Below are 13,386 nucleotides of genomic sequence, written 5' to 3'. Positions count from 1 at the left end.
ACGCCGTGGTCCTCTTCACCCTGGAACGCGTGTCCCGGCACCCCGTCGCCGAGAGCTGGCGGCGGCTGACCGACTGGCCCCGGCACGCGGACGTCGTCCCGCTGACCCGGGTCACCGTGCGCACGCCGGCGCCGACGCGGGAGGGGACGGTCTTCGTGGCGCGGTCGGGGCTCGGACCGCTCGCGTTCGACGATCCGATGGAGGTCGTCGACTGGCGCCCGCCGGACGGCGGGGGCCCGGGAACGTGCCGGCTGGTCAAGCGCGGCACGTTCGTCACGGGCTGGGCCGAGTTCGAGGTGCACCCGGTGGACGGCGGCGGTTCACGGGTGGTCTGGCGGGAGGATCTGAGCGTGCGCGGGCTGCCCGGGTTCACCGACCGGCTGCTGGGCCGGTCGGCACGGTGGATGTTCGGGCGGGCGATGGACGGACTGCTGGAGCGGGGGTGAGCGGGCCCGTCCCTCCGGGGGGCACCCCTCGGAGGGACGGGCCCGGGAGACCGGCCCGGGAAGACCGGCCCCGGGGGACCGGTCTCGCGGCGGGCCGGCTCCCGGGGAGAAGCTTCCGGTCAGCTGCCGGGGAGAAGCGGCGGTTCGGCCAACTGGGCCAGCTCCAGGGCCTGTTGCGGGAACCAGTCCCCCGCCTTCGGGTCGACCGTGCCGCGCTCGGGGTCCTCGGGGCCCGCGGTTCCGCGCAGACAGAGCCCGTCCGACTCGCCGGGCGTCTTGATCCACAACCGGGCGTCCTGGAGCGGGTCGCCGGTGCGCAGCGTGGGACGGGCGCCGAGGCCCCGGCCCGGCGGGTTGCACCAGTCCTGCGCGTCGCTGTACTTGCCCGGCGGCGGGGTCCAGGTGCCCCGGCCGTTGCGGCTGGAGTCCGTGACGAAGTGCTTCATCCGGGACGGCGGGACCGACACGTGCGCGTCGAGCCAGGTCTGCGCGTCCGCGCGGGACCAGTACTGGTTGGGGCACTGGGCGACGTCACCGCCGCCGTCGGCGTAGGCCAGGCAGGACGAGATCAGCTTGCCGTACCAGGAGTTGGCGTCGTCGGTGTTGTAGTTCGAGGCGTTGGTGTAGAAGCCGGAGGCCCGGGCCACCCCGCCCTCGATCAGGCGCGGCACGATGGAGTTGACGGAGTGCCAGCCCGGGTGGCCGGTGTCGAGATAGACGCGTGTCCCGGGCAGCGGCTCCAGGGCGTCGACCGCGTAGTTGACCTCGGTGTAGCGCGCGGCGGTCTTCGTGCCCTGCGCGTCGTCCTGGCCGCAGTCGGAGGGCAGCAGGGCGAGGGCGTCCGGCTCCAGGGTGACGATCGCGTCGCCGCGCCCGATCCCGCGCGCCACGGCGTCGATCCACGCCTGGTACTGGGCGGTGTCCGCGGCGCCGCCCGCCGAGTAGTTGGAGCAGTCCCGGCCGGGGATGTCGTACAGCGCCAGCGCGGGGACCGCGCCGTCGCGGCCCGCGTCGCGCACCACCGCGCGGACCTCCTTCTCCACCTCGGCCGGGGTCTGGTCACCGAACCAGACGGCCTGCGGGGTGTTCACCATCGCCACGACGGCCGCCGCGTCGCGCAGCCGGCCCGCGCGGGCCAGATCGAGGGCCTGCCGGTACGCCGCCGGATTGGCGTCGGGGACGTACAGCGCCGGTCCGCGGCCGGCGGCTCCGGCGGTGTGCGCGGACCCGGCGGCGTGTGCCGGCGGTACGGCGGACAGGGCCGCCAGTCCGACGGACAGGGCGGCGAGCCAGGTGGGGATGCGTCGTCTCATACCGGTTCACTCCGGGGTCGCAACGGTCACGAGGGACTTGCGGGAGCGCTCCCACAGGAGGTTCGCCGAGAGGCGCGCGTGCGTCAATACGGAGTACGGAAGAACAACGGCGAAAGCGGCGGGACGGCCCTGAGGCCGGTCCGGGAGAACGGGGGCGCGGGAATCCTCGGCCCGCGCCCCTTCCGGGGACGCTTCCCTGCTCCGGCCCGCAGGGCGGGAGCTCCGTCCCGGGCCCGGTGCGGCCTGCGGCGCGGGCGGGTACGGCCTCCCGGGCTCCCGGGGCCGGCCCCGCGGCGCCGTGACCGTGCGTGGCACCGTGACCGCGTCTCAGGCCACCGACCCGATCCGGCGCGCCGGGGCCGCGGGCGTGTCGTGGTGGATGGGGGTGTGCGCCCCGGTCAGGGGGACCCCGCTCCCTCCCCGCCGGTCGGCCACGATCTCGGCGGCGATCGACAGCGCCGTCTCCTCGGGGGTCCGCGCTCCCAGGTCCAGGCCGATCGGCGACCTGAGGCGGGCCAGTTCGATCTCGGTGGCGCCGACCTCGCGCAGCCTCTCGTTCCGGTCCAGGTGGGTGCGGCGCGAGCCCATGGCGCCGACGTACGCCACCGGGAGCCGCAGGGCGAGCCTCAGCAGCGGGACGTCGAACTTGGCGTCGTGGGTGAGGACGCACAGGACCGTGCGGGAGTCGACCCGCGTGCGCTCCAGATAGCGGTGGGGCCACTCGACGACGACGTCGTCCGCCTCGGGGAAGCGCGCCGCCGTCGCGAAGACGGGGCGGGCGTCGCACACCGTCACCCGGTAGCCGAGGAACTTGCCCACGCGCACCAGCGCGGAGGCGAAGTCGATCGCGCCGAAGACGATCATCCGCGGGGGCGGGACCGAGGACTCCACCAGGACCGTGAGCGGTGCTCCGCAGCGAGAGCCCTGCTCCCCGATCTCCACGGTGGCGGTGCGGCCCGCGTCCAGCTGGGCCGCCGCCTCACCGGTCACCGTGCGGTCGAGTCCGGGGTGGGCGCCGAAGCCGCCCTCGTGGGAGCCGTCGGGCCGCACGAGGAGGGCCCGGCCGATCAGCTCGGCGGGGCCGCTCACGACACGGGCGAGGGCCGCCGCCTCACCGGCCGCCGCCGCGGCGAGGGCCGCCGCGAACACCGTGCGGCGGTCGGTGTCGCGCGAGCGGACCGGGGTGACCAGGACGTCGATGACGCCGCCGCAGGTCAGGCCGACCGCGAAGGCGTCGTCGTCGCTGTAGCCGAAGCGTTCGAGGACGGTCTCCCCGTCCTCCAGCGCCTGGGCGCACAGGTCGTAGACCGCCCCTTCCACGCAGCCGCCCGAGACCGAGCCGATCGCCGTGCCGTCGGAGTCGACGGCGAGCGCGGCGCCGGGCCGGCGGGGCGCGCTGCCACCGACCGCCACCACGGTGGCGACGGCGAAGTCGCGGCCCTGCTCGACCCACCGGTGCAGTTCTTCGGCGATGTCCAGCATGTCTCGGTCTCCTTGACGGCGGTTGCGTGGAAGGGGTCCGGGCGTCAGTGGACGCCCAGCCGGCCCTCGATCGGGTGGAGCGCGAAGTAGACGAGGAAGACCGCCGTCAGACCCCACAGGAGGGCCCCGACCTCCCGGGCCCTGCCCTGGGCGGTCCTGACGGCGACGTGACTGATCACACCGGCCGCCACGCCCGCGGTGATCGAGTAGGTGAACGGCATGATCACGACCGTCAGGAAGACCGGGACGGCGGTGGCGCGGTCGGCCCAGTCGACGTGGCGCGCGTTCGTCATCATCATGGCGCCGATGACCACCAGGGCCGCCGCCGCGATCTCGCCCGGGACGATCGCCGTGAGCGGGGTGAAGAACAGGCAGGCCGCGAAGAGGAGGCCGGTGACGACGGAGGACAGGCCGGTACGGGCGCCCTCGCCGACGCCGGTCGCGGACTCGACGAACACCGTCTGGCCCGAGGCTCCGGCCACTCCCCCGACCGCTCCGCCCGCGCCGTCGATGAACAGCGCCTTCGACAGCCCGGGCATCCGGCCCCGGTCGTCGGCCAGTCCGGCCTCGGTGCCGACGCCGATGATCGTGGCCATCGCGTCGAAGAACCCGGCGAGCACCAGGGTGAAGACGATCATGCCGACCGTCATGGCGCCGACGTGGCTCCAGCCGCCGAACTCGACCTTGCCGAAGAGCGAGAAGTCCGGGGCCGAGACGGCGCTGCCGTGCAGTTCGGGGGCGCCGCCGGCCCACTGCCCGGGGGCGATGACGCCGGTCGCGTCGAGGAGCACGGAGACGACCGTGCCGGAGACGATGCCGATGAGGATCGCGCCGGGGACACCGCGCGCCTGGAGCGCGAAGATCAGCAGCAGTGTGGCGGCGAAGAGCAGCACCGGCCAGCCGACGAGTTCGCCGGTCGGGCCGAGGGTGAGGGGGGTCGCCTTGCCCTGGTGCACGAAACCGGCCTTGACCAGGCCGATCAGTGCGATGAACAGGCCGATGCCCATGGTGATGGCGTGCTTGAGCGCCGGCGGGATCGCGTTCATGATCATCTCGCGCAGGCCGGTGACGACCAGGAGCATGATGACCACGCCGTACATCACGCACATGCCCATGGCCTGCGGCCAGGTCATCCGCGGGACGACCTGCGAGGAGAGCACGCCGGAGACCGAGAGTCCGGCGGCGAGGGCGAGCGGCGCCCTGCCGACGAAGCCCATGAGCAGGGTGGTGAAGGCCGCCGCGAACGCGGTGGCGGTGATCAGGGCCTTCTGGCCGAGCGTGTCCCCCGCCACGTCCTTGCCGGACAGGACGAGGGGGTTGAGCAGCAGGATGTACGCCATCGCCATGAAGGTGGTGACGCCGCCGCGCACCTCGCGCGCGATCGAGCTCTCCCGCCGGGAGATGTGGAAGTACCGGTCGAGCCGGGACCGTACCGCCGGAACGCGGCTGCCCGCGCCCGCGTCCTGCGCGGTGGTCTCCGGCTCCAGTGACTGCTGGGTCATGTGGGCCTGCTCCCAAGGTTCAAAGGGGCACCCGCACAGCCGTCCTGACGGCTGTTCAGCCGCCTTCGCGGCTGAGGGATTTGGGAAGGTCTTTCGGCCGCACGACCCGGGGGACGGCCCGGGACGAACGTGAGGAAGTCCGGTGCGGTGCGTGGTTGTCGCTCGCTGCTCTCCGTGTGCCTGCTGTCTGCTGTCTGCTGTCTGCCGACCGTCTGTCGGCGGCCCGGTTCCGTGAGCGGTACGGCGACCGGGTGCTCCGGGCGGCGCGGCGAGATGTTCCACGCGCCGCCCGGAGACGACCGCCCGGCGCCTACGCGGTCCCCGTGAGGTGTTCGGGGCGTACCGGCGTCCGGGTGAGCTCCAGACCCGTCGCGTTCCGGATCGCCGCGAGGACGGCCGGGGTGGACGACAGGGTCGGGGCCTCGCCGACGCCACGGAGCCCGTACGGGGCGTGGTCGTCGGCGAGTTCGAGCACGTCGACGGGGATGGTCGGCGTGTCGAGGATGGTGGGGATCAGATAGTCCGTGAAGGAGGGGTTGCGCACCTTCGCGGTCCTCGGGTCGACGATGATCTCCTCCATGACCGCGACGCCCAGGCCCTGGGTGGTGCCGCCCTGGATCTGGCCGACGACGGACAGCGGGTTGAGCGCCTTGCCGACGTCCTGGGCACAGGCCAGTTCGACGACCTTGACCAGGCCGAGCTCGGTGTCCACCTCGACGACGGCGCGGTGCGCGGCGAAGGAGTACTGGACGTGCCCGTTGCCCTGCCCGGTGCGCAGGTCGAAGGGTTCGGTCGGACGGTGCCGCCACTCGGCCTCGACCTCGACGGCCTCGTCCTCGAGCACGTCGGTGAGGTCGGCGAGGACCTCACCGCCGTCGGTGACGACCTTGCCGCCCTCCAGGAGGAGTTCGGCCGTGGCCCACGCGGGGTGGTACGCGCCGAACTTGCGGCGGCCGATCTCCAGGACCTTCTCGCGGACCAGCTCGCAGGAGTTCTTGACGGCTCCGCCGGTGACGTACGTCTGGCGGGAGGCGGACGTCGAACCGGCGCTGCCCACCCGGGTGTCGGCCGGCTGGATGGTCACCTGGGCGACGCCCAGCTCGGTGCGGGCGATCTGCGCGTGGACGGTGACACCGCCCTGGCCGACCTCCGCCATCGCGGTGTGCACGGTGGCGACCGGCACGCCGCCGACGACCTCCATGCGGACCCGGGCGGTCGAGTAGTCGTCGAACCCCTCGGAGAAGCCGACGTTCTTGATGCCGACGGCGTACCCGATCCCGCGGACGACGCCCTCGCCGTGCGTGGTGTTGGACAGACCGCCGGGCAGTTGCCGTACGTCCGCCTCCTCGCCCGCCGAGAGCCACTGCCGCTCGGGCGGGAGCGGCATCGCCTTGACGCGGCGCAGGAGTTCGGCGACCGGGGCCGGTGAGTCGACGCGCTGCCCGGTCGGCAGGAGCGAGCCCTGCTCCATCGCGTTGAGCCGGCGGAACTCGACCCGGTCCATGCCGACCTCGTCGGCGAGCCTGTCCATCTGGGCCTCGTAGGCGAAGCACGCCTGGACCGCGCCGAAGCCGCGCATGGCGCCGCAGGGCGGGTTGTTGGTGTAGAGCGCGAGGGCCTCGATGTCGACGTCGTCGACCACGTACGGGCCGACGCCGAGCGAGGAGGCGTTGCCGACGACCGCCGGGGAGGCCGACGCGTACGCGCCGCCGTCCAGGACGATCCGGGCCTTGACGTGCGTGAGCTTGCCGTCCTTGGTCGCCCCGTGCTCGTAGGTGAGCTTGGCGGGGTGGCGGTGGACGTGTCCGAAGAAGGACTCGAAGCGGTTGTAGACGATCTTGACGGGCTTGCCGGTGCGCAGGGCCAGCAGGCAGGCGTGGATCTGCATCGACAGGTCCTCGCGGCCGCCGAAGGCTCCGCCGACCCCGGAGAGGGTCATCCGGACCTTGTTCTCGGGCAGGCCGAGCACCGGGGCGATCTGGCGCAGGTCGGAGTGCAGCCACTGGGTGGCGATGTAGAGCTCGACGCCGCCGTCCTCCGCGGGCACGGCGAGTCCGGACTCGGGGCCGAGGAAGGCCTGGTCCTGCATGCCGAAGGTGTACTCGCCCCGGACGACGAAGTCGGCCCGGCGCGCGGCCGCTCCGGCGTCGCCGCGGACGATCGGCTGGCGGTGCAGGATGTTCGGGTGCGGGACGTGGCCGACGTGGTGGTCGGTGCGGCCCTCGTGGACGAGGACCGCACCGGGCGCGGTGGCGGACGCCTCGTCCGTGATCACCGGCAGCTCGCGGTACTCCACCTTGATCTTCGCGGCGGCCCGGCGGGCGGTCTCCGGGTGGTCGGCGGCGACGATGGCGACGGGCTCGCCGTGGTGGCGCACCTTGCCGTGCGCGAGGACCGGGGTGTCCTGGATCTCCAGGCCGTAGTGGCGCACGTCGGTGGGCAGGTCGTCGTACGTCATGACGGCGTACACGCCGGGGGTGGCCAGGGCCTCGGCCGTGTCGATGGACACGATCTCGGCGTGGGCGACGGTGGAGCGCAGGATCTGGCCCCACAGCATGTCCTCGTGCCACATGTCGGAGGAGTACGCGAACTCTCCGGTGACCTTGAGGGTGCCGTCCGGGCGGAGGGTGGACTCGCCGATGCCGCCCCTGGTCCCGGAGCCCTGGGTGATGTTCGTGGGTGTACCGGTCGTTCCCATGGTCAGACCGCCTCGGACTGCCGGGCGGCCGCGAGGCGGACCGCGTCCATGATCTTCTCGTAGCCGGTGCAGCGGCACAGGTTGCCCGAGAGCGCCTCGCGGATGTCCGCGTCGGTCGGGTTCGGGGTGCGCTCCAGCATCTCGTCCGCCGCGATCAGCAGGCCCGGGGTGCAGAAACCGCACTGGACGGCTCCGGCGTCGATGAACGCCTGCTGCACGGGCGAGAGTTCGACCCCCTCGCCGGTCTGCGAGTCCTGGCCCTTTGCGGCCCTCCCCCAGGCTTCGCCCGGGGGGACCCCCAGCTGGGCCTCGTCGAGCGAAATACCCTCTCCGTCACCGGAGTCGCAGGTACCCGTCGTACAACCGGAGTGCTCCGCACGCCGCCTGGCGAAGTCGGCCAGCCCCTCGACGGTGACGACCTCGCGGCCCTCGACCTGGCCGGCCGCGACTAGGCAGGAGCACACGGGCACACCGTCCAGGCGGACGGTGCAGGAGCCGCACTCGCCCTGCTCGCAGGCGTTCTTGGAACCGGGCAGGCCGAGGCGCTCGCGCAGGACGTACAGGAGGCTCTCGCCCTCCCAGACGTCGTCGGCCTCCTGGCGGCGGCCGTTGACCGTGAAGCTGACACGCATTACGCGACTCCCTCCGTACGGGCGGCGGCGCCGCGGTAGGACTCCCAGGTCCAGGTCAGCGCCCGGCGGGCCATGACGCCGACCGCGTGGCGGCGGTAGCCCGCCGTGCCGCGGACGTCGTCGATCGGGTTGCAGGCGGCGGAGCACAGCGCGGCGAACTGCTTGGCCACCGAGGGGGTGATGATCTTTCCGTTGTCCCAGAAGCCGCCCTCGTCGAGCGCCGCGGCCAGGAACTCCTCGGCGGCCCTCGCGCGGACCGGGGTCGGCGCGGCCGAACCGATCCCGGTGCGGACCGTACGGGTCTCGGGGTGCAGGGCCAGGCCGAAGGCGCACACCGCGATCACCATCGCGTTGCGGGTGCCGACCTTGGAGAACTGCTGCGGCCCGTCCGCCTTCTTGATGTGGACGGCGCGGATCAGTTCGTCGGGCGCGAGCGCGTTGCGCTTCACGCCGGTGTAGAAGTCGTCGATCGGGATCAGCCGCGAACCGCGCACCGACTCGGCCTCGACCTCGGCGCCCGCCGCGAGGAGGGCGGGATGGGCGTCGCCGGCCGGGGAGGCGGTGCCGAGATTGCCGCCGACGCCGCCGCGGTTGCGGATCTGCGGGGAGGCCACCGTGTGGGAGGCGAGCGCCAGCCCGGGAAGCTCTCGGCGCAGGTTCTCCATGATCCGGGTGTACGGGACGGAGGCGCCCAGGCGCACGCCGCTCTCGCCGACCTCCCATTCGCCCAGCTCTCCGACGCGGTTCAGGTCGAGGAGGTACTCGGGCCTGCGGTGATCGAAGTTGATCTCGACCATCACATCGGTGCCGCCCGCGATCGGCACGGCGGTGGGGTGCTCGGCCTTGGCGGCGAGCGCCTCCTCCCAGCTCGCGGGGCGAAGGAAGTCCATGAACGGCTCTCTTCATTCGTGTCGTGGGCGTTCTGATCAAGCCAGATCGGGTGCGGCGTCCTCGGCTCGTCCATGAGGTCTCGACAGCGGAGTGGGGTCAGTAGACAACCCCGTCCCGCGCCGGGGTCAGTCACGGAAACCATGAAGGAGTTCGCTGGCCAGCGCGCGCATCTTGTAGATTCGTATGAACCGAGGCCATCAGCAACCTCTTCGTTTTCCTCCGGAAACAAAGACACGGCCCCCTGGAGCCGGAGGGGACCCGGCTCCCCGGGATCAGAGGGCCCGACCCTCTGGGAACAGAGGGTCCGGGGGCGGGCACCGCCGGTTCCCGGGACCCGCGGACGGCTCCGCGGAGCCCGGGACGCCGACAGGCCTCACCATCGGTCCATCGTAGATTTCGAGACAAAGAACGGCGGCGACGAGAATGCGGCTGCGCGCACTGCTGGACACGGACGCGCTGGGCCTGCGGCTGCTCGGCGGCGAGGGCGAGCTCGACCGCACCGTGCGCGGCGTGATGACCACCGACCTCAAGGACCCGAGCCGCTACCTCTCGGGCGGCGAACTGGTCCTCACCGGCCTCGCCTGGCGGCACGACGCCGGGGACTCCGAGCCGTTCGTCCGCATCCTCGCGGGCGCCGGGGTCACGGCCCTGGCCGCGGGCGAGGCGGAGCTCGGCGACATCCCCGACGACCTGGTCGTCGCCTGCGCCCGGCACCGGCTGCCGCTGTTCGCCGTGAACGAGTCGGTCGCCTTCGCCACGATCACCGAGCACGTCGTGCGCCAGGTCTCGGGCGAGCGCGCGGGGGACCTGGCCGCCGTGGTCGAGCGGCACCGGCGGATGATGACCTCGGGCCCGGCGGGCGGCGGCCCCGACGTGGTCCTCGATCTCCTCGGCACCGACCTCGACCTGCGGGCCTGGGTCCTCTCCCCCGCCGGACGGCCCGTCGCGGGCTCGAAGCTCTCGGGCGGAGCGCTGCCCGCGGACATCCGTGCGGAGCTGGCCGCCGCCCATCTCGCGGCGGTCCGCACCGGGCGCCGGGGACCGCACCGGGTGACGGTGGGCCCCGCGACGTACTCGCTCTTCCCGGTCCGCTCCCCGGGGCGCGCGGCGGGCGGCTCCCGGGACGTCCGCGAGAGCGTGCTCTCCGACTGGCTGCTCGCCGTCGAGGCGGACGCCGGGGACTGGCCCGAGGAGCGGCTCGACCTGCTCCAGGGCGTCACCCAGCTGATCGCGGTGGAACGGGACCGGCGGGACGCGGCGCGCACGGTCCGGCGGAGGCTCGCGCAGGAGGTCCTCGAACTGGTCCAGGCCGGGGCCGCGCCCGCCGAGATCGCGGCCCGGCTGCGGGTCGCGGCTCCGGTGCTGCTGCCGGGCCTGGGCGCGGCCCCGCACTGGCAGGTCGTGGTGGCGCGCGTCGAGTGGGACGGCGGCGAGATCGAGGGCGGCCCGGCCGCCCAGGCGCTGCTGGAGGAGATCCTCGTCGACCCGCTGGCGACGGGACCCGAGCACTCCGACCGGATCGCCGTCGCCCACACGGGCGCGGAGGCGGTCGCGCTCGTCCCCCTTCCGGCGGTCTCCTCCGACGAGGACGGCCCCGAGCCCGGTCTGCACGCCGACACCCTGCTCGCCTCCGTACGGGAGCCGCTGTCCGCGGGTCTGAACGACGACGGGCGGCTCACCATCGGCGTCAGCGCCGCCGTCCACTCGGCCGAGGGACTGCGCGGCGCCCTGGAGGAGGCCCGGCACGCCCGCCGGGTCGCCGCGGCGCGCCCCGGGCGGGTCTGCGCGGCCGGGCACCAGGAGCTGGCCTCGCACGTCCTGCTGCTGCCGTTCGTCCCGGACGACGTGCGCCGCGCCTTCACGGCCCGTCTGCTGGACCCGCTGCGCGAGTACGACGGCCGGCACCGCGCGGAGCTGATCCCGACCCTGGAGGCGTTCCTGGACTGCGACGGCTCCTGGACGCGCTGCGCCGCCCGTCTTCACCTCCACGTCAACACGCTGCGCTATCGCGTCGGCCGCATCGAGCAGTTGACGGGTCGTGATCTGTCGCGCCTGGAAGACAAGTTGGACTTCTTCCTGGCACTGCGCATGAGCTGATCCCAGGAGCCCCGGGCGTCCCGGCACGGAACGGCGACTTTGTGAAATCCTTCACCCACCCTCTTGGCCGGGCCCCGTGATCCGTGCTGAGATGCCACCACTCAACAGCTCAATGGTGTGCTCGGGGAGGGCAACGTGGCGCATACCGCCATGTCTGGTACCGGAACGACTGCAGGGGACGATCCACTCCAGACCGCGGTATGGCGGCTGCGCTCGCGCGCCTGCTGGGCCGACGCGGCCGCGCTGATCCAGCCGCACGCGGCGGCGCCCGCGTTGCAGAGAGCGTCGCTCCTGGTCGAACGCTGTCTCTACACCGAGCAGGGCTGGGCCGAGGCGGAGGACGCGCTGCGCACCGCCGAGGCGCTGGCGCAGAGCGACGACGAGCGGGGCGCGGCGGCCTGCGAGCGGGGCCAGCTCGCCTACGCCGCCACCCTGCTGGGCGTGCGTGACCGGGCCGACGAGGCGCGTGCGGCGCTCGGCCGGGCCGCGGCGCTGCTCGCGCCGGGCGCGCCGGGCCGGGCCCTGCTGGACTTCCGGCGCGGGCTGCTCGCCGAGAACCTCGCGCACGCGCCGCAGGCGGCCCGCGCCGCGTACCGGCGGGCGCACGCGGGCGCGACCGACCGGAACGACGCGTTGCTGCTCTCCTTCACCTGGCGGCATCTCGCCGGGATCGCCCTGCGCGAAGGGGAGTTGGCGGAGGCCCGGCACGGCTTCGCCGAATCCCTGCGGATCCGGGAGGAGCTGGGCTATCTCGTCGGTACGGCACCGGCGCTGGCCTCGCTCGCCGACGCCGAGAGCGAGCCGGAGGCGTCACGGCTGCGGGCGGAGGCGGGACGGCTGTTCCGGCTGCTCGGGGGCGTCCCCCTGTGGCTGGCGGGCCAGTTGTCACCTCCCGCGGCGACGGCCTGACCGCACCCGGGCGGGCGGACACCGCGCCCGCCGCGGGACCCCGTCGCCCGGCACGGTCACGTACGGCCGGAACACCACGCCACGCGCGGGGGCGGGGCGGCACGCCTCACGTCCGCTCCGGCGTCCGGCGGGCCCCGCGCGGCCCGTGCGCCGGGGACGGACCGCACGGCGGGGCGGCCCTGCCGCCTGCGGCTTCCCCGTGGGCAGCGAAGCCGGACGGGGACGGGCCTCCCCGGACGCCCGGCGCCCGGGCGCCTCAGGACGCGCCGGTGAAGTGCTCCTGCACCAGGGCCTGGACGACCGCCAGGTCCTCGGCGATCAGCGCGTCCAGCAGCGCGGTGTGTTCGGCCGCGTCGGCCACCAGGTCGGCGCGGCCCCGGGAGACGGGACCGCCGACGAGGGGCCACTGGGCACGGCGGTGCAGATCGTCGGCGATGCGCACCAGTTGCGCGTTGCCCGCGAGGGCGAGGACCGCGCGGTGGAAGGTCCGGTCGGACTCCGCGTAGGTCGCGCGGCAGCCCGAGGACGCGGCCCGCACGGTGGCCTCGGCGAGCGGGCGCAGCTCGGCCCAGCGGGCGGCGGGCACCGTGCGCGCGAGCCTCAGCATCACCGGGACCTCGATCAGCCCCCGGATCTCGGCGAGTTCGGCCAGTTCCCGGGTGCCGCGCTCGACGACGCGGAAGCCCCGGTTGGGGACGACCTCGACGGCGCCCTCGAGGGCGAGTTGCTGCATCGCCTCCCGGACGGGTGTCGCGGACACACCGAAGCGTTCGCCGAGCGCGGGCGCCGAGTACACCTCGCCGGGGGCGAGTTCACCCGCGACGAGCGCGGTACGCAGGGCGTCGAGGATCTGCCCCCGCACGGAGGCGCGCTGCACGACGGGCCGGGCGGTCTCGGCACGCGGGGCGGGGCGGGCTTCCCCGGCGCGCACGGGCCGGGCGCTCTCCGGACGTACGGCCGAAGGGGCTTCGTAGCCGCGCGCGGGGCGGGCGTTCGGCTCGCGTACGGCCGGACGGGCCTCCTCCTCCGGCCGGACCTCGTCCACGGGTACGGGACGGGCGTCCCGCGGGCGTACGGCGGGGCGGTGCTCGTCGGCGCGCACGGGCCGGGTGTTCTCGGCGTCCGCGGCGGGGCGGTGCTCGTCGGCGCGCACGGCGGGGCGGGTGGTGTCCTCGGTGCGGGGGTGCGGGATCGGCGCCTCGCTGTGCGTGTGCTCACCCCGGGCCGAGGCCGGGACCGCGGGGGAACCGCCGCCCGGTCCGGCACTCCGGCCGGTGCCGGGACCGTCGCCCACGACGCCCGTCGGCACTCCCCTGGCCCGCCCCGCGTCCGCGGGCCCCGGCTGCTGCGGGACCCGGAAGGCGACCGGACCGGCACCCGGGGTCCACGGCCCGGCGGAGTCGTACGCGCCGCGCC

The 13,386-nt window shown here is 74.1% G+C and carries 10 protein-coding genes; 3 read left to right on the top strand and 7 right to left on the bottom strand.

Annotated features, from left to right (window positions below):
- Positions 1-5: 5 nt before the first annotated feature.
- Positions 6-446 (top strand): SRPBCC family protein, encoded by a 441-nt coding sequence (locus CW362_RS18245; protein ID WP_103550582.1) that lies wholly within the window; start codon positions 6-8, stop codon positions 444-446.
- 119 nt (positions 447-565) lie between these two features.
- Here the strand turns inward: CW362_RS18245 and CW362_RS18240 are convergent, their stop codons facing one another.
- From CW362_RS18240 to CW362_RS18215, 6 genes are all read right to left on the bottom strand, one after another.
- Positions 566-1,759, bottom strand: a complete 1,194-nt coding sequence (locus CW362_RS18240; protein WP_103550556.1) for a glycoside hydrolase family 6 protein — start codon at positions 1,757-1,759, stop codon at positions 566-568.
- A 327-nt stretch (positions 1,760-2,086) separates the two neighbouring features.
- A complete protein-coding gene (locus CW362_RS18235; protein WP_103550555.1) occupies positions 2,087-3,241 on the bottom strand; it encodes an XdhC family protein in 1,155 nt (384 codons plus the stop codon).
- Between the two features lie 44 nt (positions 3,242-3,285).
- Positions 3,286-4,743 (bottom strand): NCS2 family permease, encoded by a 1,458-nt coding sequence (locus CW362_RS18230; RefSeq protein ID WP_103550554.1) that lies wholly within the window; start codon positions 4,741-4,743, stop codon positions 3,286-3,288.
- 310 nt (positions 4,744-5,053) lie between these two features.
- The gene (locus CW362_RS18225; protein WP_103550553.1) at positions 5,054-7,441 is read right to left on the bottom strand and encodes a xanthine dehydrogenase family protein molybdopterin-binding subunit; all 2,388 of its coding nucleotides are present in this window, start codon (positions 7,439-7,441) and stop codon (positions 5,054-5,056) included.
- Between the two features lie 2 nt (positions 7,442-7,443).
- Positions 7,444-8,073, bottom strand: a complete 630-nt coding sequence (locus tag CW362_RS18220; protein ID WP_103550552.1) for a (2Fe-2S)-binding protein — start codon at positions 8,071-8,073, stop codon at positions 7,444-7,446.
- Positions 8,073-8,963: an FAD binding domain-containing protein gene (locus tag CW362_RS18215; RefSeq protein ID WP_103550551.1), complete on the bottom strand. Its 891-nt coding sequence runs from the start codon at positions 8,961-8,963 to the stop codon at positions 8,073-8,075. The genes CW362_RS18220 and CW362_RS18215 overlap by 1 nt, the downstream gene beginning before the upstream one ends.
- Positions 8,964-9,387: 424 nt before the next feature.
- Here CW362_RS18215 and CW362_RS18205 point away from each other — a divergent pair, with 424 nt between their 5' ends.
- Both CW362_RS18205 and CW362_RS18200 read left to right on the top strand, forming a co-directional pair.
- Positions 9,388-11,061, top strand: a complete 1,674-nt coding sequence (locus CW362_RS18205; protein WP_103550549.1) for a PucR family transcriptional regulator — start codon at positions 9,388-9,390, stop codon at positions 11,059-11,061.
- A gap of 135 nt (positions 11,062-11,196) precedes the next feature.
- Positions 11,197-11,970 carry a hypothetical protein gene (locus tag CW362_RS18200; protein ID WP_103550581.1) on the top strand — a complete coding sequence of 258 codons (774 nt, stop codon included), beginning with the start codon at positions 11,197-11,199 and terminating at the stop codon, positions 11,968-11,970.
- Positions 11,971-12,226: 256 nt separating this feature from the next.
- Here CW362_RS18200 and CW362_RS18195 read toward each other — a convergent pair whose 3' ends face one another.
- Positions 12,227-13,072: a GntR family transcriptional regulator gene (locus CW362_RS18195; RefSeq protein ID WP_376452398.1), complete on the bottom strand. Its 846-nt coding sequence runs from the start codon at positions 13,070-13,072 to the stop codon at positions 12,227-12,229.
- Positions 13,073-13,386: the final 314 nt, after the last annotated feature.

It is taken from the genome of Streptomyces populi (genome assembly GCF_002911015.1).
In the GTDB taxonomy this organism is placed as follows: domain Bacteria; phylum Actinomycetota; class Actinomycetes; order Streptomycetales; family Streptomycetaceae; genus Streptomyces; species Streptomyces populi.
The sequence above is the reverse complement of the archived record's forward strand: the minus strand, read 5'-3'. Positions and strand labels throughout refer to the sequence as shown.

Coding starts and splice junctions, on each gene's coding strand:
- CW362_RS18240 (WP_103550556.1), bottom strand. CDS start 1,759: ATGAGACGACGCATCCCCACCTGGCTCGCCGCCCTGTCCGTCGGACTG.
- CW362_RS18235 (WP_103550555.1), bottom strand. CDS start 3,241: ATGCTGGACATCGCCGAAGAACTGCACCGGTGGGTCGAGCAGGGCCGC.
- CW362_RS18230 (WP_103550554.1), bottom strand. CDS start 4,743: ATGACCCAGCAGTCACTGGAGCCGGAGACCACCGCGCAGGACGCGGGC.
- CW362_RS18225 (WP_103550553.1), bottom strand. CDS start 7,441: ATGGGAACGACCGGTACACCCACGAACATCACCCAGGGCTCCGGGACC.
- CW362_RS18220 (WP_103550552.1), bottom strand. CDS start 8,073: ATGCGTGTCAGCTTCACGGTCAACGGCCGCCGCCAGGAGGCCGACGAC.
- CW362_RS18215 (WP_103550551.1), bottom strand. CDS start 8,963: ATGGACTTCCTTCGCCCCGCGAGCTGGGAGGAGGCGCTCGCCGCCAAG.
- CW362_RS18205 (WP_103550549.1), top strand. CDS start 9,388: ATGCGGCTGCGCGCACTGCTGGACACGGACGCGCTGGGCCTGCGGCTG.